General features: G+C 66.4%; 17 protein-coding genes. 2 read left to right on the top strand and 15 right to left on the bottom strand.

Translation table 11 applies throughout. The features are described from left to right. Nucleotides 1-40 precede the first annotated feature (40 nt). From rlmE to ED208_RS07830, 10 genes are all read right to left on the bottom strand, one after another. Nucleotides 41-670, bottom strand: a complete 630-nt coding sequence (gene rlmE / locus ED208_RS07875; protein WP_123211347.1) for a 23S rRNA (uridine(2552)-2'-O)-methyltransferase RlmE — start codon at nucleotides 668-670, stop codon at nucleotides 41-43. Between the two features lie 266 nt (nucleotides 671-936). Continuing rightward, nucleotides 937-1413: a transcription elongation factor GreA gene (greA, locus tag ED208_RS07870; protein ID WP_123211346.1), complete on the bottom strand. Its 477-nt coding sequence runs from the start codon at nucleotides 1411-1413 to the stop codon at nucleotides 937-939. 84 nt (nucleotides 1414-1497) lie between these two features. Beyond that, nucleotides 1498-4707 carry a carbamoyl-phosphate synthase large subunit gene (gene carB / locus ED208_RS07865; protein WP_123211345.1) on the bottom strand — a complete coding sequence of 1070 codons (3210 nt, stop codon included), beginning with the start codon at nucleotides 4705-4707 and terminating at the stop codon, nucleotides 1498-1500. A gap of 16 nt (nucleotides 4708-4723) precedes the next feature. Continuing rightward, nucleotides 4724-5371, bottom strand: a complete 648-nt coding sequence (leuE, locus tag ED208_RS07860) for a leucine efflux protein LeuE (protein ID WP_123211344.1) — start codon at nucleotides 5369-5371, stop codon at nucleotides 4724-4726. Nucleotides 5372-5378: 7 nt separating this feature from the next. Beyond that, the gene (gene carA / locus ED208_RS07855; RefSeq protein WP_123211343.1) at nucleotides 5379-6512 is read right to left on the bottom strand and encodes a glutamine-hydrolyzing carbamoyl-phosphate synthase small subunit; all 1134 of its coding nucleotides are present in this window, start codon (nucleotides 6510-6512) and stop codon (nucleotides 5379-5381) included. Nucleotides 6513-6642: 130 nt separating this feature from the next. Next, complete coding sequence (locus ED208_RS07850; RefSeq protein WP_123211342.1) at nucleotides 6643-7719, bottom strand: PA0069 family radical SAM protein; 1077 nt, start codon at nucleotides 7717-7719, stop codon at nucleotides 6643-6645. Continuing rightward, a complete protein-coding gene (locus tag ED208_RS07845; protein WP_123211341.1) occupies nucleotides 7716-8099 on the bottom strand; it encodes a DUF1801 domain-containing protein in 384 nt (127 codons plus the stop codon). Before ED208_RS07845 ends, ED208_RS07850 begins: the two co-directional genes overlap by 4 nt. A 30-nt stretch (nucleotides 8100-8129) precedes the next feature. After that, nucleotides 8130-9440, bottom strand: coding sequence for an amidohydrolase (locus tag ED208_RS07840; RefSeq protein ID WP_123211340.1), 1311 nt, complete (start codon nucleotides 9438-9440; stop codon nucleotides 8130-8132). 39 nt (nucleotides 9441-9479) lie between these two features. Next, the gene (gene dapB / locus ED208_RS07835) at nucleotides 9480-10283 is read right to left on the bottom strand and encodes a 4-hydroxy-tetrahydrodipicolinate reductase (RefSeq protein ID WP_123211339.1); all 804 of its coding nucleotides are present in this window, start codon (nucleotides 10281-10283) and stop codon (nucleotides 9480-9482) included. A gap of 10 nt (nucleotides 10284-10293) precedes the next feature. Then, nucleotides 10294-11625: a class II 3-deoxy-7-phosphoheptulonate synthase gene (locus ED208_RS07830; RefSeq protein WP_123211338.1), complete on the bottom strand. Its 1332-nt coding sequence runs from the start codon at nucleotides 11623-11625 to the stop codon at nucleotides 10294-10296. A gap of 79 nt (nucleotides 11626-11704) precedes the next feature. Here ED208_RS07830 and mutS point away from each other — a divergent pair, with 79 nt between their 5' ends. Further along, nucleotides 11705-14329 carry a DNA mismatch repair protein MutS gene (gene mutS, locus ED208_RS07825; RefSeq protein ID WP_123211337.1) on the top strand — a complete coding sequence of 875 codons (2625 nt, stop codon included), beginning with the start codon at nucleotides 11705-11707 and terminating at the stop codon, nucleotides 14327-14329. 33 nt (nucleotides 14330-14362) lie between these two features. Here mutS and ED208_RS07820 read toward each other — a convergent pair whose 3' ends face one another. From ED208_RS07820 to ED208_RS07800, 5 genes are all read right to left on the bottom strand, one after another. Then, nucleotides 14363-15610: a DUF445 domain-containing protein gene (locus tag ED208_RS07820; RefSeq protein ID WP_123211336.1), complete on the bottom strand. Its 1248-nt coding sequence runs from the start codon at nucleotides 15608-15610 to the stop codon at nucleotides 14363-14365. 128 nt (nucleotides 15611-15738) lie between these two features. Next, the gene (locus ED208_RS07815; protein ID WP_123211335.1) at nucleotides 15739-15996 is read right to left on the bottom strand and encodes a DUF2970 domain-containing protein; all 258 of its coding nucleotides are present in this window, start codon (nucleotides 15994-15996) and stop codon (nucleotides 15739-15741) included. 31 nt (nucleotides 15997-16027) lie between these two features. Continuing rightward, on the bottom strand, nucleotides 16028-16522 hold the full coding sequence (locus tag ED208_RS07810; RefSeq protein ID WP_123211334.1) for a DUF2505 domain-containing protein: 495 nt from the start codon (nucleotides 16520-16522) through the stop codon (nucleotides 16028-16030). A gap of 82 nt (nucleotides 16523-16604) precedes the next feature. Beyond that, entirely contained in the window at nucleotides 16605-17957 is a 1353-nt protein-coding gene (locus tag ED208_RS07805) for a DUF1329 domain-containing protein (RefSeq protein ID WP_123211333.1), read from the bottom strand. 121 nt (nucleotides 17958-18078) lie between these two features. Next, nucleotides 18079-19476, bottom strand: a complete 1398-nt coding sequence (locus tag ED208_RS07800) for an ABC1 kinase family protein (protein WP_199720552.1) — start codon at nucleotides 19474-19476, stop codon at nucleotides 18079-18081. A gap of 10 nt (nucleotides 19477-19486) precedes the next feature. Here ED208_RS07800 and ED208_RS07795 point away from each other — a divergent pair, with 10 nt between their 5' ends. Beyond that, the gene (locus tag ED208_RS07795) at nucleotides 19487-19927 is read left to right on the top strand and encodes a DUF6918 family protein (protein WP_148044717.1); all 441 of its coding nucleotides are present in this window, start codon (nucleotides 19487-19489) and stop codon (nucleotides 19925-19927) included. Nucleotides 19928-20012 lie beyond the last annotated feature (85 nt).

The raw sequence follows: 20012 nt of genomic DNA, 5'->3' as shown, positions 1-20012 counted from the left end.
TTCACTTCCGACTACTACAGAAAATTCGCACGTTTTGACCTTACACCCGGCGAAAGTTCTTCGCCACCAGATAAACCTCGCTGGAGCGTGGGCGGCTGGCTTTGGGTTTGCGAATGGCCACAGAACCGAACAGCGCCCGAACCTGCTTCAAATAAGCGTCAAACCCTTCGCCCTGGAATACCTTCACCACGAAGGTGCCCTGAGGCTTGAGATGCAGCCGGGCGAACTCCAGTGCCAACTCACACAAATACAGGCTGGCCGCCTGGTCGGATGCATCAATGCCAGAGATGTTGGGGGCCATGTCGGACAACACAAGGTCCAGCGCCTGCTCTCCGACCAGCGCCTCCACCCCCTTCAGTACGGATTCCTCGCGAAAGTCCCCGCAGAGGAAGTCGACGCCGGGGATCGGCTCAATGTCGAGGATGTCGGTGGCGATCACCCGGCCTTTGGCACCGACCATGGGCCGGGCCATCTGACTCCAGCCGCCGGGGGCCGCACCGAGGTCGACCAGGGCCATGCCTGGCTTGATCAGACGGTCGCGCTCGTTGAGTTCCTGCAGCTTGAACACCGCCCGCGAGCGATAGCCCAGACGCCGCGCCTCCTGCACATAGTGGTCGGCGTTGTGCTCGGCCAGCCAGCGGGCGGAGGACGGGCGGCGCTTCTGGCTCATGAGGGCCTGCTGACGCCAATGGGATCGCTGCGGCGGAAGGCGATTTTGGCGCAGTGCCAGAAAGCAAGGCTGCGCAATATGTCGATATTGAAAGACTTGCTGACGAAGCAATGCGCCAAAACCGTCCCGCCCCGAAGGCTTGCGGCCAAAACCGTGTCATGCGGCGTTACCGGCCTGGCGCAGGCAAAAAGCCTTCGCGTCGTGCGGCGCCTTGCCTGACGCGGTTTTGACTCGCAACGCAGCGGTCCCGTTGGCATCAGCAGGCCCTACAGGTAGTGCACCGCGACGATTTCCAGCTCGCGCGTGCCACGCGGCGTGGCAACACCCACCGCGTCGCCTTCCAGCTTGCCGATCAGCGCACGGGCAATGGGGGAATTCACCGAGATCAGGTTCTGCTTGATGTCGGCCTCGTCCTCGCCAACGATCTGGTAGCGCAGCTCCTCGCCGCTGTCGCTGTCCACCAGCTCGACGGTGACCCCGAACACCACCTTGCCGTTGTGCGGCAGCTTGGTCGGGTCGATCACCTGGGCATTGGAAAGCTTGGCCTCGATCTCGGTGATGCGGCCTTCGTTGAAGCCGTGCTGCTCACGGGCGGCCGCGTACTCGGCGTTCTCCTTGAGGTCACCGTGGGCGCGGGCCTCCTCGACGGCGGCGATGATCTTCGGACGCAGCTCGGACTTGCGCTCGCGCAGCTCTTCGCGAAGCTTTTCGGCGCCTCGCAGGGTCATGGGGGTCTTGATCATGTCAAACGGTTTCCAGTGTTCGCTCGCCAGCGGCGCTCTGGCCCCGCCTAAGCGTGGGCCGGCGCCGCAGGTCGGCGGTTGATGTTAGTGCAGGTCCTGCAGGCGGTTGACCTGCACGTTGTCGAGATGGTCCATGGCCAGAGCCGCCGCCAGCGCGCCAGCCAGGGTCGTGAAGTAGCAGAGCTTGTGCTGCATCGCTGCCGCGCGGATCGAGCGACTCTCCTCGATCGACTGCTTGCCTTCGGTGGTGTTGCAGACGAAGTGGATCTCGCCGTTCTTGATCGCATCCACGCAGTGCGGACGGCCTTCCTTAACCTTGTTGATCGACTCGCAGGGCAACCCGGCGGCGGCAATGACCCGGGCGGTGCCCGAGGTTGCCACCACCTTGAAGCCCTTGGCGACCAAGGCGCGGGCGAGATCGACGGCACGCGGCTTGTCCTGCTCGCGCACGCTGATGAACGCGGTACCGGACTCCGGCACCACCATGCCCGCCGCCAGCAGAGCCTTGTTGAAAGCCTCGCCAAAGCTGTCGCCGACGCCCATCACCTCGCCGGTGGACTTCATCTCCGGCCCCAGCAGCGGATCGACGCCCGGGAACTTGTTGAACGGGAACACCGACTCCTTCACCGAGTAGTGCTTGGGCACCAGCTCTTCGAGCACGTTCTGCGAGGCCAGGGACTGGCCGGCCATGCAGCGTGCGGCGATCTTCGCCAGCGGACGACCGGTGGCCTTGCTGACGAACGGCGAGGTGCGCGAGGCGCGCGGATTGACCTCGAGCAAAAATACCCGGCTGGCCTGCACCGCGAACTGCACGTTCATCAGACCATTGACCTTGAGTGCGCGAGCCAGCTTCACGGTCTGCTCACGGATCTCGTCCAGCACCGGTGCCGGCAGCGAGTAGGCCGGCAGCGAGCAGGCGGAGTCACCGCTGTGCACGCCAGCCTGTTCGATGTGCTCCATGATGCCGCCGATCACCACCGCGCCGCTGCCGTCGGCAAGCGCATCGACATCAACCTCGATGGCGTCATCGAGGAAGCGGTCGATCAGCACCGGCGAGTCGTTGCTGACCTGCACCGCCTCGCGGATGTAGCGGGTCAGGTCGGCGTCGTCGTGGACGATCTCCATGGCGCGGCCGCCGAGCACGTAGCTTGGGCGCACCACGCTCGGATAGCCGACCTTCTTGGCGGCGGCCAGCGCGGTTTCCAGCGAGGTGGCGGTGCCGTTTGGCGGCTGCAGCAGCCCCAGTTCATCGACCAGCTTCTGGAAGCGCTCGCGGTCCTCGGCGAGGTCGATGGAATCCGGCGTGGTGCCGATGATCGGCGCGCCGGCGGCTTCCAGCTGGCGCGCCAGCTTCAGCGGCGTCTGGCCACCGAACTGCACGATCACGCCCTTGGGCTTTTCGAGGTCGATGATCTCCATCACGTCCTCGAAGGTCAGCGGCTCGAAGTACAGGCGGTCGCTGGTGTCATAGTCGGTGGACACCGTCTCGGGATTGCAGTTGACCATGATGGTCTCGTAACCATCCTCGCGCAGAGCGAGGCTGGCGTGGACGCAGCAGTAGTCGAACTCGATGCCCTGCCCGATCCGGTTCGGGCCACCGCCCAGCACCATGATCTTGTCGCGGCCGCTCGGCTGCGCCTCGCACTCCTCGTCGTAGCTGGAGTAGAGATAGGCGGTGTCGGAGGGAAACTCGGCGGCGCAGGTGTCCACCCGTTTGTAGACCGGCCGCACGCCCAAAGCATGGCGGCGGGCGCGCACTTCCAGCTCCATCACGCCGATGAGTTTGGCGATGCGACGGTCGGAGAAGCCGAGACGCTTCCAGCTACGCAGGGTGTCGGCGTCCAACTGGTCGATGCGACTGCCGGTGATCGCCTTCTCGGTGAGAATCAGTTCCTCGATCTGCTCCAGGAACCAGGGGTCGATCTTCGAAGCGCGGAAGATTTCCTCCAGGCCCAGGCCGGCACGGAAGGCATCGCCGACGTACCAGAGCCGCTTGCCGCGCGGCGTCGCCAACTCCTCGCGGATGCGCGAGATCGACTCTGCCGAGTGATCGGGCACCTGCGGGTCGAAGCCGTCGCTGCCGGTCTCCAGGCCGCGCATGGACTTGTGCAGCGCCTCCTGGAAGTTGCGGCCCATGGCCATCACCTCGCCGACGCTCTTCATCTGCGTGGTCAGGCGCGAGTCGGCGGCCGGGAACTTCTCGAAGGTGAAGCGCGGAATCTTCACCACCACGTAGTCGATGCTGGGCTCGAACGAAGCCGGGGTGACGCCGCCGGTGATCTCGTTCTTGAGTTCGTCCAGCGTGTAGCCGACCGCCAGCTTGGCGGCGACCTTGGCGATCGGGAAGCCGGTGGCCTTGGACGCCAGCGCGCTCGAGCGCGACACGCGCGGATTCATCTCGATGACGATCAGGCGGCCGTCCTTGGGATTGACCGCGAACTGCACGTTGGAGCCGCCGGTCTCCACACCCACCTTGCGCAGCACCGCCAGCGAGGCGTTGCGCATGATCTGGTATTCCTTGTCGGTGAGCGTCTGCGCCGGCGCGACGGTGATCGAGTCACCGGTGTGCACGCCCATCGGATCGAAGTTCTCGATGGAGCAGACGATGATGCAGTTGTCGTTCTTGTCGCGAACGACCTCCATCTCGAATTCCTTCCAGCCGAGCAGGCTCTCTTCGATCAGCACCTCGGTGGTCGGGGAAAGATCGAGGCCACGGGAGACGATCTCCTCGAATTCCTCGATGTTGTAGGCGATACCGCCACCCGAGCCGCCGAGCGTGAAGCTGGGCCGGATGATGGCCGGGAAGCCGACGTACTTCTGCAGCTCGCGCGCCTCGTCCATCGAGTGGGCGACGCCGGACTTGGCCGAGCCCAGGCCGATCTCGGTCATCGCGTCGCGGAACTTCAGGCGGTCTTCGGCGAGGTCGATGGCATGCGCGTTGGCGCCGATCAGCTGCACGCCGTACTTGTCGAGCACCCCGTGTTTGACCAGGTCCAGCGCGCAGTTCAGCGCGGTCTGGCCGCCCATGGTCGGCAGCACCGCGTCGGGCCTTTCCTTCTCGATGATGCGCGCCACGGTCTCCCAGCGGATCGGCTCGATGTAGGTGGCATCGGCCATCTCCGGGTCGGTCATGATCGTCGCCGGATTGGAGTTGACCAGGATCACCCGGTAACCCTCGGAGCGCAGGGCCTTGCAGGCCTGCGCTCCGGAGTAGTCGAACTCGCAGGCCTGGCCGATGATGATCGGGCCGGCGCCGATGATCAGGATGCTCTTCAGGTCTGTGCGTTTCGGCATGGAACTCTCACTCTCATCAAAGACTGGCGGTCGCCAGCTTGGCGCTGAACGCCATGAACAGGACACCGGCCAGACCGGTCCCACCCGCCGCCAGGCGGCGACGGGAGCGGACGCTCTCCGCCAGGCGGCTGCCGGCGAAGATCAGGGCGGTGAGGTACAGGAAGCTGATCGTCTGCAGCATCAGCCCCAGCAAGGTGAAACTCAGCCCGGGATGCGGGTAGACCGGGTCCACGAACTGGATGAAATAGGACATGAAGAACAGGATCGCCTTCGGGTTGGTCAGGCAGATGCCGACGGTCCGGGCGAAGGGGTTTTCCACCCGCGCCAGCGGCACCGACGGCATCGAATCCGCCGACCGCGACTGACGCCAGGCTTCGGCACCCGCACGCAGCAAACCCAGCCCCAACCAGGCCAGATACGCGGCCCCGGCCAGCCGCAGCGCCAGATAGGCGCTCGGATAAGCCTTGGCCAGAGCCGCCACACCGAGCACCGAGGCCAGCATCAGGATCGCATCGCCAACCATCACGCCCGCCGCCGCCCGGTAGCCATCGCGCACACCCTGGCGGGCCGCCACACTGAGCACGAACAGGGAGTTCGGACCGGGCAGCAGAATGATGACCACCGTACCGATCAGGTAGGCGGTCAGGTCGGTGATGCCGAACATGGCCGCCCTACTTCGCCGCCATCAGCTGGATGAAACGGTCGAACAGCACGCCGACGTCATGCGGACCCGGGCTGGCTTCGGGGTGCCCCTGAAAGCTGAAGGCCGGGGCGTCGGTCAGGGCGATGCCCTGGTTGGAGCCGTCGAACAGCGAACGGTGAGTAACCTTCACATTGGCGGGCAGCGTCGCCTCGTCCACCGCGAAGCCGTGGTTCTGACTGGTGATCATCACCTGGCCGGTGCTGAGATCCTGAACCGGATGGTTGGCACCGTGATGGCCGAACTTCATCTTCAAGGTCTTGGCGCCGGCGGCGAGGCCGAGAATCTGGTGACCGAGGCAGATGCCGAACAGGGGCGTCTTGCTGGCGATGAATTCGCGAGCGGCGGCGATGGCGTAGGTGCATGGCTCCGGGTCACCGGGGCCGTTGCTGAGCATCACGCCGTCCGGCTTGAGTTTGAATACCTCGGCCGCCGGCGTCTGCGCCGGCACCACGGTCAGCTGACAGCCGCGATCCACCAGCATGCGCAGGATGTTGCGCTTGATGCCGAAGTCGTAAACCACGACCTTGAAGCGCGGATTGTTCAGTTCGGTCTCGCGATTGGTCTCCAGCGTCCAGGAACCCTTGGTCCAGGCATAGGGTTCCTTCACCGACACCAGCTTGGCGAGATCGGCGCCCTTCAGGCCCTTGAAGCCGCGCGCAGCGCTCAGCGCCTGCTCGGCAGTGACGCCGGGACCAGCGACGATGGCGCCGTTCTGGGCACCCTTGTCGCGCAGGATGCGGGTCAAGCGGCGGGTGTCGATGCCAGCGATGGCCACCGTGCCCTGCTCGGCCAGATAGGCGCGGAAATCCTGGCTGGAGCGGAAATTGGAGGGCTTGCGCGGCACCTCGCGCAACACCAGCCCGGCCAGGCGCACCTTGCCGGACTCGTCATCCTCGGCGTTGACCCCGACATTACCGATGTGCGGATAAGTCAGGGTAACGATCTGGTCGGTGTAGGAGGTATCAGTGAGAATTTCCTGATAACCGGTCATCGCGGTGTTGAACACCACTTCCCCGGTCGTGGCACCTTCGGCGCCAACGGAAATGCCTTTAAAAACAGACCCATCGGCAAGGGCCAACAGGGCGGGCGTAGCTAGGTTCATGGTCGCAGGGGCTCTCGAACGTCGGGGTGCGGCCATGAAAAAGGGGGCTTTTGGCCCCCTTCTTCAGGATTAAGGCGATAGTTTAGTGGTTTTAGGCCATTTCGTCCATGCGGACGAGGCTCGGAGAAAGCTAGAACAGCCCCATCTGGCCACCGAGAGAAGGCGGCCGAAATCGCGCGGCACTCAAGCTCAGGCGCTCGCCAGTGGCCAGGCCCAGACGCCGACAGGCCAGCTCGAAGCGCCGGCGCAGCAGCTCCGCCACCGGACCGCTGCCACGGAAGCGGCTGCCCCAGTCGGCCTGGTAATCAGCGCCGCCACGGGTGTCGCGGATCAGGCTCATGACGTGCTGGGCGCGGTCCGGGTAGTGGCTCGCCAGCCATTCCTGGAACAGCGGCGAGACCTCGCGCGGCAGTCGCACCAGGATGGTGCTGGCCCTTTGCGCACCGGCCTCGCTGGCGGCTTCGAGAATCCGCTCCAGCTCGTGATCGTTGATGCGCGGGATCATCGGCGAGGCATTGATGCCCACCGGCACCCCGGCTGCACGCAGTTCGCGGATCGCGCGCAGCCGCGCGCCCGGGCTGGCGGCGCGCGGCTCCAGGATGCGCTTCAGCGCCGGGTCCAGCGTGGTCAGGCTGATGTAGACCGCCACCAGATCGAGCTTGGCCATCTCCGCCAGCAGATCGAGGTCGCGCAGCACCAGCACGCCCTTGGTGACCAGGGCCACCGGATGGCGCGCTTCGAGCAGCACTTCCAGCACGCTCCGGGTCAGCTTCAGCTCGCGCTCGCAGGGCTGGTAGGGGTCGGTGCTGCTGCCGAGATTGATCGCCGAAGGCCGGTAGCCGGGCGCCGCCAGCTCCTGGCGCAGCAACTGCGCCGCCTCCGGCTTGTAGAACAGCTTGGTCTCGAAATCGAGGCCCGGCGACAGGCTCAGGTAGGCGTGGGTCGGGCGCGCGTAGCAGTAGATGCAGCCGTGCTCGCAGCCCTTGTAGGGGTTGATCGAGTACTCGAACGGGATGTCCGGCGAGTCGTTGCGGGTGAGGATGGTCTTGCTGCGCTCCGGAATCAGTTGGGTCTCCAGCGTCGGCGCCGGGTCTTCCTGGATGTCCCAGTCGTCGTGGAAAACCGCATGTGAGTGCGCGCTGAAACGGCTGTCGGCATTGGAAACCGCGCCGCGCCCCTTGCGCGGCCCCGTGGTCGCCGAACTCACCCTGCCCTCGCCCGCGCGTTGGCTTCGACGAGCAACTGCTGGAGCACCGTCGGATTGATGCCGTCGAGGCCCTTGAGGTGCAGACAGGCCTTGCCGGCGCGGTACTTCCCCAGTCGCGCGACGATGGTCTCCAGACCTTCCAGGCCGCCACCCAGGTAGAGGGTGATCTCGTTGCGGCGCGGCGCGAAGCCCAGCCGGAAATCGCCTTCGGCACCGGCGGCGCGCCCGGGGCGACTGCCGAAGCCCAGCACCGAATCGCCGCAGACCCGCGCCGGCTCGCCGACCACGTTCTGCATCAGCTTGACCAGGAAATAGCAGTCCTGCCGCAGCTTGCCGTCCGCCACTGAGCGCAGCAGCGCATCAACGCCGGGCGCGGTCACGAACGCCCTCGTTCCGGCCGCCAGGCCCGCTCAGGGCTGGACCGTCGCGGCATAGTCCACCACCAGATTGGCCAGGGTGCGCACGCCTATCGGCAGCACTCCCTCGTCCAGATGGAAGCGCGGCGAATGGTTGGCGGCGAACTTCTCCGGCGCCTCGCCCTTGGGCCGCGCGCCCAGGAACACGAACAGACCGGGCACCCGCTGCGCGAAGTAGGAGAAGTCCTCGGCGCCGAGCATCGCGTCCGGGGTCTTCACCGGGCCGCCGGCGACCCGCGCCAGGGTCGGGCGCATGCGTGCCACCAGGGCCGGATCGTTGACCGTCACCGGGTAGTCCGACTCGGCACCGATGGTGACCTCGGCCGTGGTCCCCGCTGCTTCCGCGATTTTCTGCGCGGTGCGGGTCACCCGCTGGTGCAACTCCGCACGCATGCCGTCGTCGAGCGCCCGCAGCGTGCCCTTCATCACCACCTGGTCGGGGATGATGTTGTTGCGCACACCGCCGTCGATCTTGCCGATGGTGACGATGACCGGCTCCTTGCCGATGTTCATCTGCCGCGAGGCGACCGTCTGCAGGCCCATCACGATCTGGCTGGCGACGACGATGGGGTCGATGCCCTGCCAGGGTGCCGCGCCGTGGGTCTGCTTGCCCCTGACCAGGATGTCGAGACTGTCGGCGCTGGCCATCGCCCCGCCTTCCTTCACCAGCAGCTCGCCGACCTCCCACTGCGCGAACACATGCAGGCCGAAGATCGCCTCCGGCTTGGGGGCCTGGTCGAACACGCCCTGCTTGAGCATGAGCTGGGCACCGCCTTCCTCCCCGACCGGCGCGCTCTCCTCGGCCGGCTGGAAGATGAACTTCACCGTGCCCGCCAACTGCGGCTTGAGTTGCGCCAGCACCTCGGCGGCGCCGAGCAGGATCGCAGTGTGAGCGTCGTGACCGCAGGCGTGCATCACGCCGACGTCCTTGCCGTCGTAGCTGCTGCGGACCTTGGAGGCGAACGGCAGATCAACTTCCTCGACCACCGGCAGCGCATCCATGTCGGCGCGCAGCGCCACCACCGGCCCCGGCTTCCCGCCTCTGAGCACCGCCACCACCCCGGTGTGGGCCACTCCGGTCTGCACCTCCAGGCCCAGCCCCTTGAGCCGGGCGGCGACGAACTTGGCGGTCTCGAACTCGCGGTTCGAGAGTTCCGGGTGCTGGTGCAGGTGGCGGCGGTTCTTGATGACCTGGGGCTCGATCTGGGCGCTCAGGCGGTCGATCTCCGCATGCAGATCGACGGGCGCGGCGGCCGCCAGAACCGGAGCCATGGCGAGGGCGGCGAGTATGGCCAGGGATTTCATGTCGAGCGCTCCGGATCGCGGGAACCCCAGCTTAGCGGACTACAGCCCCAACACATCCGGCATGTCGTACAGCCCTGGCTTGGCCGTGGCCAGCCACTGCGCCGCGCGCACCGCGCCGCGCGCGAAGTTCATGCGGCTGGTCGCCTTGTGGGCGATCTCGACCCGTTCGCCGTCGCCCAGGAACAGCACGCTGTGGTCGCCGACCACGTCGCCGCCGCGCACGGTGGAAAAGCCGATGGTCTGCGCATCGCGGGCGCCGGTGTGGCCGTAGCGCTCGTAGACCGCGCAGGTCTTCAGGTCACGCCCCAGGCCGAGCGCCACCGCCTCACCCATGCGCAGCGCGGTGCCACTGGGGGCATCGACCTTGTGGCGGTGATGGGCCTCGACGATCTCGACGTCATAGCCCTCGTTCAGCAGCTTGCCGGCCTGCTCCAGCAGCTTCAGCACGACGTTGACGCCGATGCTGAAATTGGCCGCCAGCACGATGGGAATCTGCGTCGCGGCAGCGGCAATCGCCGCCTTCTGCTCCGGCGTGAAACCGGTGGTGCCGATCACCAAGGCCTTGCCCTGCTGCTGACACAGCGCCAGCGCGGCGAGCGTGCCCTCGGGGCGGGTGAAGTCGATCAGCACGTCCAGGCCGGCGATGGCAGCCGCCAGATCGTGGTGCACGCTCAGCCCGACCGGCGGCAGGCCGACCATGGAGCCGGCGTCCAGGCCGTAGCCGGGCGTGCCCTCGGGCGCGATGGCGGCGGCCAGCCGCGCGCCGTCGGCGGCGGCAACCGCCTGGATCAGCGCCTGGCCCATGCGGCCGGTGGCGCCGTGTATACCGATGCGCAAGCTCATGCGGCGCTCCTCAGCGGCCCTGGACGCCGACGATCTTCATCGCCAGCTCCAGCGCCTGTTCGTAGTTGAGTCGGGGGTCGACCTGCGAGCGATAAGCGCGCTCCAGATCGGTTTCGGTCAGGTTGCGGGCGCCACCGACGCATTCGGTGACATCTTCGCCAGTCAGCTCCAGGTGCACGCCGCCCAGACGCGAGCCGGCGGCACGATGGATCGCGAAGGCGCTGGTCAGCTCGCCGGCGATGTCGTCAAAGGCGCGGGTCTTGAGACCATTGCTGGTGCTCTGGGTGTTGCCGTGCATGGGGTCGCAGAGCCAGAGCACCGGGTGCCCGGACTTCCGCACCGCCTCGACCAGCGCCGGCAGGTGCTGCTCGATCTTGCCGGCGCCCATGCGGTGGATCAGCACCAGCTTGCCGGCCTCGCGCTGCGGATTGAGCGCCTCGCACAGGGCCAGCACCCAGTCGATGCCCATGCTCGGACCGACCTTGACGCCGATGGGATTGGCGATGCCACGGCAGTACTCGACATGGGCGCCATCCAGCGCTGCCGTGCGCAGACCGATCCAGGGGAAATGGGTGGACAGGTTGTACCAGCCGGGCTGGCGCGGCACCTGCCGGGTCTGCGCCTGCTCGGCCCAGAGCAGCAGGGCCTCGTGGCTGGTGAAGAAGTCCACGCGCTGGAAATCGCTGATCGGTGCGCCGGCCAGGGTTTCCATGAAGCGCAGCGAGTCACCGATGGCATCGACCTGGGTCTGGTATTCGGCCGCCAGCGGCGCGTGCTGTACCCAGTCCAGATCCCAGTACTCGGGGTGATGCAGGTCGGCGAAGCCGCCGTCGATCAGGCCGCGCACGAAGTTGATGGTCATCGCCGAGCGGGTATGGCCGTCGAGCAGGCGCTGCGGATCGGGCCGCCGCGCTTCGGGAGTGAATTCCGGCGCGTTGACCAGATCGCCGCGATAGCTGGGCAGCGTCAGTCCGTTCTTGGTCTCCAGGTCCGCCGAGCGCGGCTTGGCGTACTGGCCGGCGAAGCGGCCGACGCGGGTGACGCGGGTCTTGAGCCCGTGGGTCAGCACCAGGCTCATCTGCAGCAGCACCTTGAGCCGGTTGGTGATCAGCTCCGGCCGGCAGTCGGCGAAGCTCTCGGCGCAATCGCCACCCTGCAGCACGAAGCGCTCGCCACGCTGGGCGGCGGCGAACTCGGCCTTGAGCTTGTTGACCTCCCAGGAAGTGACCAGCGGCGGCAGCCGCTTGAGCTGGGCCAGCACCTCCTGCAAGGCAGCGGGATCGGGATAGGTCGGGTGCTGCGCGACCGGCTTGGTCTGCCAGCTTTCAGGGGTCCAGGTCATCGGTGAAGCGCGATCAAGGCGGTGCGGGCTGCGATAATGGGGGCGCAAGTATAGACCCCACCCGCCTACTTCCCGACCGATGACCGTGACTCCGGCCGCCGCGCACACTCCCTTGATGCAACAGTACCTGCGCATCAAGGCCGACTTCCCGGCGACCCTGGTGCTGTTCCGGATGGGCGACTTCTACGAGCTGTTCTACGACGACGCCCGCAAGGCGGCGCGGTTGCTCAACATCACCCTCACCCAGCGCGGTGAATCCGCCGGCCAGCCGGTGGTGATGGCCGGCGTGCCCTACCACCAGCTCGACAACTACCTGGCCCGGCTGATCAAGGCCGGCGAGTCGGCGGCCATCGTCGAGCAGGTCGGCGAGGTGGGCGTGGACAAGGGACCGGTGCGCCGCGAGGTGGCGCGCATCGTCACCCCCGGCACCGCCACCGACGAAGCCCTGCTCGACCCGCGCAGCAGCAACCGCCTGGCTGCGGTCTGCGTGCAGGACGGGCGCTATGGCCTGGCCTGGCTGGAACTCAGCTCCGGCAGCTTCCGGGTGCTGGAGACCAGCAAGATCAGCGACTTCAGCGGCGAGCTGGCGCGGCTGAGGCCCAGCGAGCTGCTGATCCCCGACGATCTCGCCTCCACGCTCAGCGACTTCCTCTCCGGCAGCCCGGCGCGCCGGCGTCCGCCCTGGCACTTCGATGCCGTCGCCGCCCGCCGCAAGCTGACCGAGCAGTTCGGCACCCGCGACCTGCGCGGCTTCGGCGCCGAGGACTTGCAGCCGGCGCTAGGCGCGGCCGGCGCCCTGCTCGCCTATGTCGCGGAAACCGCCCGCGCACAGCTCGCCCACGTCGCCGGCCTGACGGTGGAAATTCCCGACGAGGCGCTGATCCTCGATGCCGCCAGCCGCCGCAATCTGGAGATCGACCGCACCCTGGCCGGCGAGCCCTCGCCCACCCTTGCCAGCGTGATGGACAGCGCGGTCAGCCATATGGGCAGCCGCCTGCTGCGCGCCTGGCTGCTGCGACCGCTGCGCGACCGCAAGCTGCTGTCGGCCCGCCAGGATGCGGTGCAGGAGCTGCTCGCTGCCTCCACCGCCATCCCGCCCTGCGCTCAGCCGCTGCACGAGCCGCTGCGTCTGGCGCTGCGCGACATCGCCGATCTGGAGCGCATCACTGGCCGCATCGCCCTGCGCAGCGCGCGACCGCGCGACCTCGCCGGCCTGCGCGACACCCTCGCCAGCCTGCCGGCGGTGCGCGGCGCGCTCGCCGGTGCCAGCACCGCCCGTCTGACCGAGCTACTGGAGCGACTGGGTCAGCACGAGGCGCTGACCGAGCGCTTGGCCGGGGCGCTGGCCGAATCGCTGCCATTGCTGGCGCGCGACGGCGGCGTGTTCCGCGCCGGCCACGATGCGACCTTGGACGAGCTGCGCGGCCTGTCGGAGAACGCCGACGGCTATCTGCTCGACCTTGAACGCCGCGAGCGCGAGCGCAGCGGCATCGACAGCCTCAAGGTCGCCTACAACCGGGTGCATGGCTATTACATCGAGATCGGCAAGAGCCACGCCGCGAAGATCCCGGCCGACTACACGCGCCGACAGACGCTCACCAATTACGAGCGCTACATCACCGAGGAGCTGAAGCGCTTCGAGGACACCGTGCTGTCCGCCCGCGACCGCGCACTGGCGCGCGAGAAGGCGCTCTACGAGGCGCTGCTGGAAGAACTGGCCGGCCATCTGCCGGCGCTGCAGGCGACCGCCGCCGCGCTGGCCGAACTCGATGTGCTGGCCGCCTTCGCCGAGCGCGCCATGCAGTTACGGCTGGTGCGGCCGGAGCTGGCGGAGAGCGGCGGCATCGAGATCGTCCAGGGTCGGCATCCGGTGGTGGAATCGACCCTGAGCGAGCCGTTCACGCCCAACGATCTGCGCCTGGATGAAGGGCGCCGCCTGCTGGTCATCACCGGCCCCAACATGGGCGGCAAGAGCACCTACATGCGTCAGGCGGCGCTGATCGTCCTGCTCGCCCACACCGGCAGCTTCGTGCCCGCCGCGTCAGCGCGCCTCGGCCCCATCGACCGCATCTACACCCGCATCGGCGCCGGCGACGACCTTGCCGCCGGGCAATCGACCTTCATGGTCGAGATGAGCGAGACCGCCAACATCCTGCACAACGCCACCGAGCAGTCGCTGGTGCTGATGGACGAGGTCGGCCGCGGCACCTCCACCTACGACGGCCTGTCGCTGGCGCGCGCCAGCGCCGAGCATCTGGCGGTGGCGGTGCGTGCCTACACGCTGTTCGCCACGCACTACTTCGAGATCACCGCGCTGGCCAGCGAGAAGCCCGGGGTGGCCAATGTCCATCTGGAAGTCGCCGAATACTCGACGTCCGGCAATGGTGCCGGAGCTGATGCCGGTGGCGAGACCCTGGCCTTCCTGCACAGCGTCCGCGAGGGGCCAGCCAACCGCAGCTACGGCCTGCACGTAGCGGCACTGGCCGGCGTGCCCAAGCCGGTGATCGAGCAGGCGCGGCGCATCCTCGCCGAGCTGGAACAGCAGCCGGAAAAAGCTCCGAAGCCCGACCGCAAGGCGCCGCAGCTCTCGCTGTTCGCCGAGCCGCCCTCGAAGGCGCTGGCCGCACTCGACGCGCTGGACCCCGACGAGCTGTCTCCCAAGCAGGCTCTAGAAGCGCTCTACAAGCTCAAGAAGCTGCGGTGAGGACGGCGGCGGCTGGCGGCCGTCCTCGCCGACTCAGTGCAGCATGATGAAGGTCTGCAACTCGCCGACCAGGAAGCCGAGCACCGCGCCGACCACGATCAGCGACCACTCGTCCTCCTTGAACGCCGGCCGCAACATGCCCTCGAATTCCTCGGGGCTGAGCTTCTGCATGCGCGCCTGCAAGGTGTTGCGGATGTCCATCGCGCCCTCGGCGTAGCCATCGACGTGGCGCAGGGTCTTGGGCAGGGTCTGCACCAGCTTCTCGGTGACGGTCTGCTTCATCTGCTGGTACTGGCGCGAGCCGATGGCGAAGGCCACCAGCGGACGAGCGAAGCCGGCCTGCTCGTCCACGGTCTTTTCGACGTGCTTCTGCACCAGCGCGAACAGGCGATCGGAGGCAGGCCCCTCCAGCACCGCTTCCCAGATGTTGGCGGGGGTGATGATCTGGTCGGCGACCAGTCGCGCGTAGTCGCGCGAGACCTCCTGCTGGCGGCGCAGGAACAGGCCCTGGTAGGTCAGACCGAGGATCTTCTTCGGCTGCTTCGGGTGGAACAGCATCTGCAAGGCCAGCCAGTCGGAGGCGAAGCCGATGAACAAGCCGAACGCGGGCAGAATCCAGGGCGACTGGTAGAACAGCCAGACCAGCATCTGCACCAGACCGATGATGAAGCCGAACACCAGACCGGAGTGGCCGAAGAAGCGGAACTCCTTGCGCCCCACTTCGGAGAACACCCGGTTGAGCAACTGCTTGTCCCTCAGCAGCGCGGTGATGACCATGTGCTTGAGGTCGAATACCTGCCCGATGTTGCTGCGCAACTCGGCCATGACCTGCGCCACCACCTGCGGCGCCTCAGCCTGCACGCGCTTGATCAGACGCTCGCGGGCGAAGTTGGGCAGCAGCTCCCAGAGCCCGGGCTGATACTGCGAGAGCACCTCCCGGGTGATCTGCTCGACCGCGCCGAGCATCGGCTTTTCGATCTCGGCGGCGATCTGCTGGGGGTCGAGACGGGCAAAGATTTCCTCTACGGTGATCAGCCGGCTGGTGATCACGTCCACCGCGACGCTGGCCATCTTCTCGGCCTTGCGCGGGATCACGCCCTGCCAGCCCAGGTAGGGCTTGATGCCGACGAATTCCAGCGGCTGGAACATCATCCGCACCGCGACGATCTTGGTGACGTAGCCGATCACCGCTGCGATCAGCGGCATCGACAGGTACAGCCACCAATGCGCCAGAAAATTGGCCTGTGCGGTCAGCAAGGCAGCATGCAAGCTCTGCAACATGCAGGCGTTCTCCCCTCGAAAGGATTCTTGTGCCGGGAAGGCTAGCAGACCGGCGGCCACAAAAAAGCCCGCGAGCTGCGGGCTTTCCAGGATTTTCGCGCGCCGCCATGGCGGCGCATGGCGCCGCGCTAGTTGCCGGCCATACCCGCCTGCTCCAGCGAGCAGCGCACCGCAAACAGCACGCAGGTGACAAACACACAGACCATCACCGCGCCCATGAAGATCAGCTTGCCGGGGCTGGCCTTCTGGAAATCGCGCTGGTGGGCCTTGGAACTCTGAACCCCGAACATGGCCGCCGCCGCGCTGGCGGCGGCAGCGGCGAGGCCGCTGTCCTTGTCGGCATTGCCGGTATTGGGGCTGCTGTTCTCGGACTCCGGCTTGTTCATGCTCGCTCGCAGTGGTGCAAAAGGGTACTGCTCAATAATCGGCCAGGATCTTGGCCGACACCGTCTGATCGCGCGCCGACTTCACCTTGACGTCCTCGCCGAGCAGGGCCTCCAGTTTGCCACCAACCAGCGGAATGCCGCAGGACAGCGTCCACTTCATGCGGTTGACCGCGCTCTTGGCGTCGCCTTCCAGCTTCATCTCGGCGGTGACCTTCACCGGCGCGCCCTTGATCTCGGTGCTGATCTTGCCGGTCTTGCTGGCGGCGTCCCAGCTATCGGTCTGGGTCACGCTGATGCGCTCGCCAATGAACTTCTTGGCGAAGTCGGGTAGCGGCGCGTCGGAGCCGGCGTCGTAGCGGACGGTGATCGAAAAGCCCTTGGCGGAACTCTGGTAATCCAGCACTTCGATGTTGCTGTAGCCGGAGTCCTTGTACTTGCGCTCGAAGAAGGCACGGTCGGAGTACATCTTCCAGACGCTGGCCACGCCCTTGCTGAACTTGTGCTCGAGATCGATCTTGGTGCTCATGGTTTCTCCCCTGTAAGTCTCGTTGTGCGCCTAAGAAAAAAGGCCGCCGGGCGTACGCGCGGCGGCCTTTGTCACAGCCCTGTTACTTGGTGGACATCTTCTGCACCGAAGCGGCGGAGAAGTAGTCCTTGCTGAAGTTGGCGGTCAGGTCGAAGGGCTTGTCTTCGTTGAACGCGGCGGTGATGAAGTAACGGCCGGAGGTGAAGTGGTAGATGATTTCCGGCACCGTCGAGGTGGCCTGGATGTTCGAGCCGAACACCAGATGGCCTTCCTGGAACTGGTACAGGTTGCCACGCGCGTCGTAGTTGTCGGCGGCGACGATGTTCCAGCTGTCTTCGTCGAGGTACATCACGCGCTTGGCGAAGGTGTGGCTGGTGCCCGGCTTGATGGTGGCTTCCACCACCCAGACGCGGTGCAGCTCGTAGCGCGGCAGGTCGGCATTGAGGTGCTTGGGCTTGGCCAGATCCTTGTACTTGGTCATCGGGCCGGCCAGCTTGTAGCTGTTGTAAGGAATGTAGATTTCCTTCTTGCCGACCAGCTTCCAGTTGTAGCGCTCAAGCACGCCGTTGAAGACGTCCACCTGGTCATAGAATTCGTGACCGTCGGTGCCCTCGTAGGGGTTGTCGCAGCACACCGTCGGCGCGCGGCGGATGCGCTTGATGCCGGGCGAGTACAGCCAGGCCGCGCGACCGTCGTTGCCAATGCCCGCCTTGTCGTGAACCAGGATGAAAGTACCGGCGAGACGCGGCGGCGCCACGGTCTGCGACAGATACTTGAGGTACTCGCCCTCGGTCTTGGTCATCGGGATCGGGTTCTTGATCGAGGCGTAGGAGAACTGCACGTTCTCGATCACCTTGGTGAGCTGGAAGTCACCATTGGGCTGCACGATCATCTGGTTGTTGAAGCGGGTCACCGACTCGCCGCGCCACTTCAGCTTGTGGTTCCAGACCGGCTCGGCGCCGCTCTTCGGGATCGGGAAGGGGAAGCCCAACTTACAACCGTCGAGCACGTCGGTGCCGATCAGTTCGCAGTTGGTGGCGTTGACCTTGGTGGCGTCGTAGATCGGCTGCGGCCAGGACACGTTGCGATGCGTCGGGTAGACGTTCATCTTGTAGGTGTCGTAGGTCTTCAGCAGGTACTTGTGACCCTCGGTCAGCTTGTCCTTGTACTGGTCGAGCGTGGCCTTGGTGATGGTGAACTTCGGCTTCTCGGCCGCGATCACCGGATCCATCGGGAACTCGCCCTTCAGCGAGCCGCTCTGCGGAGCCGGCTTCCATTCCGGAACGCTGCCATCCTTGTTGCCGGCCTTTTCCGCACCGATCGGGGTGAGGCTGGTGCCGAGCTTGGCCGCTTCATCGGCCCCGACTTTCGCAATGGCCTGTTGGGCCGCAAGGCTCAGCGCGATGGCGCCGAACGCTAAGGACAAATTTTTCATGTCCGATTTTCTCCTCGGAGGGTGGCAGTGTTCGCAGGTTTACGGCCCCTGCGAGGCGTTGGATGCTAACGAATATTCCGCAGTCGCGCCAAGCTGACTAGAGGCTCGGTTGCAGAAGGATTTAATGCTGCATTGCGATAGCGGAAAGCGCTCTGGCCAGAGGCTTGCGCAGATCGAGTTCGGCACCCAGGGTCGCCAGGGCAATGAACACGCCGGCCAGGCGCCGGTGCAGGAAGACGATTTCGCGCGGCGGTACGCGGAAGCTCAGAGAAAGCGCGTTCTTTGCCGCCATCTGGCTGACCCGCATCGGCAGGTTGGAAGCGCCGAACCGATAGGCGCCACTCGCGTTCAGCAACTCCTTGGGTGCGTGCTCGGGGTCGAACGGCTCGACGATGCGCGCACACATGTCGGTGAACGCCTGCAAGGCCGCCGGGGGGAAATTCTCGCCGGCGAGGCCGATGGCCGTAGCCCCCACGCCGACCATCGGCGCATCCCGGTGCAGGGCGCCGCGCAGGATCAGGGCGTAGTCGCGGACGAAAGCCGGCTCGTAGACCCGCGTAGCCCCGAAATCCAGCAGCACCAGCCGGTCGCGGCCGTCGGCATCCAGACGCACCCGGTAGTTGCCGAAGTGCGGGTCGGTCTGGACCAGCCGCCACTCGAAGAACTCGCGCAGGAACAATTCGGCGAAGGCCAGGCCCAGGGCATCCCGCCGCGCCTGCGGCAGCTCCCGCACCTGCACGTCCTGCACCGAACAGCCGGACTCGTAGGTGGTGGTGAGCACGGTCGCGGCGCTGTACTCGGACAAGACCCGGGGCACGGCGTAGCGGTGGTCGTCGGCCAGGCGTCGCCCGAACTCCTCGGTCCAGGCGCGCTCCTGCACGTAGTCGCACTCGCGCAACAGCATCTCGCGGACCTCGGCGAAGATCGGAGTCAGATCGAAGTTCTTCGGCGTCAGCCGGCTGGCGGCGATCAGTCTTGACAGAGTCTTGATGTCGCTGTCGATGGCCGAGGCCACGCCCGGGTACTGGATCTTCACCACCAGCTCCAGACCGTCCTTGCGCCGGCGCGCCCGGTGCGCCTGCCCCAGGGAGGCGGCGGCAATCGGCGTGTGGTCGATGTCCAGTTCGCGCAGCACCTTCGCGCCCAGCGCCTGCTCCAGCTGCGGCGCCACCACGGTCCAGGCCACCGGCATCGAGGAGTCCTGCAAGGTCGCCAGCACCTGCACCGCTTCCTCCGGCAGGAAGTACTGGGCGTAGAGCGAGAGCATCTGCCCCGCCTTCATCACGCTGCCCTTGAGCTGGCCCAGTTCATCGGCCAGCACCTGCGCCTGCTGGGCGTAGAAGCGGCGGTCGGCCTCGGTGCGGGAAATCTCGCCACGGAAGATGTTGGACAGCGAATGCAGGGCGATCTTCGCGCCCGCGCCCATGCCCAGTTTGGCGAGCGCCAGATTGCGCTCCAGCGGTCGGGTTTTCAGGCGCGCGATGGTAGGCTTCGCGGCATCGAATTCGTCTTCCGACATCCCTGATCTCATGAGTTCTCTCGCCGACATTCTATTGGCCGCTCACCACCGCGACGAACTGATCGCCGATGCCGCCCGGCTGGTCGAGCAGCACATCCAGCAGCGTGGCGGACTCAAGGGCATGGGGCTGAAGACCGGGCTGGCCCTGCTCAAGGCCGCCCGGCCGGACATCCTCGAGCGCGCCAGCCAGCGCATGCTGCCGGACATGGTGCGGGCGCTGGAGCCCCTGTATCAGGAGTTCCGGAACTCCGGCGTGGGCGATTTCGCGGTGTTCCTCGACCGCCGTGCCGATACCGCCGTCGAACTGCTGCTGGGCGTCGCCGATGCCAAGGTCGCGGCGGCCCAGAATGCCGCCGCCAAGTCGGCCTACCAGAAGTTTCGCGGCGGTGCCGGGGAGGAAGTCCGTGGCCTGCTGCCCCGCATCGGCAAGCTGGTCGCCGCCTACCTGTAGAGCGGGCCAACCCGAGACCGTCAACCTGAACGCGAAAACAGGGTGACAGCGTTCTGACAGGCCGCTATAAACACTGCAAATCCGC

The sequence above is a fragment of the Stagnimonas aquatica genome (genome assembly GCF_003730135.1).
GTDB classification, from domain to species: Bacteria; Pseudomonadota; Gammaproteobacteria; order Nevskiales; family Nevskiaceae; genus Stagnimonas; species Stagnimonas aquatica.
The sequence above is the reverse complement of the archived record's forward strand: the minus strand, read 5'-3'. Positions and strand labels throughout refer to the sequence as shown.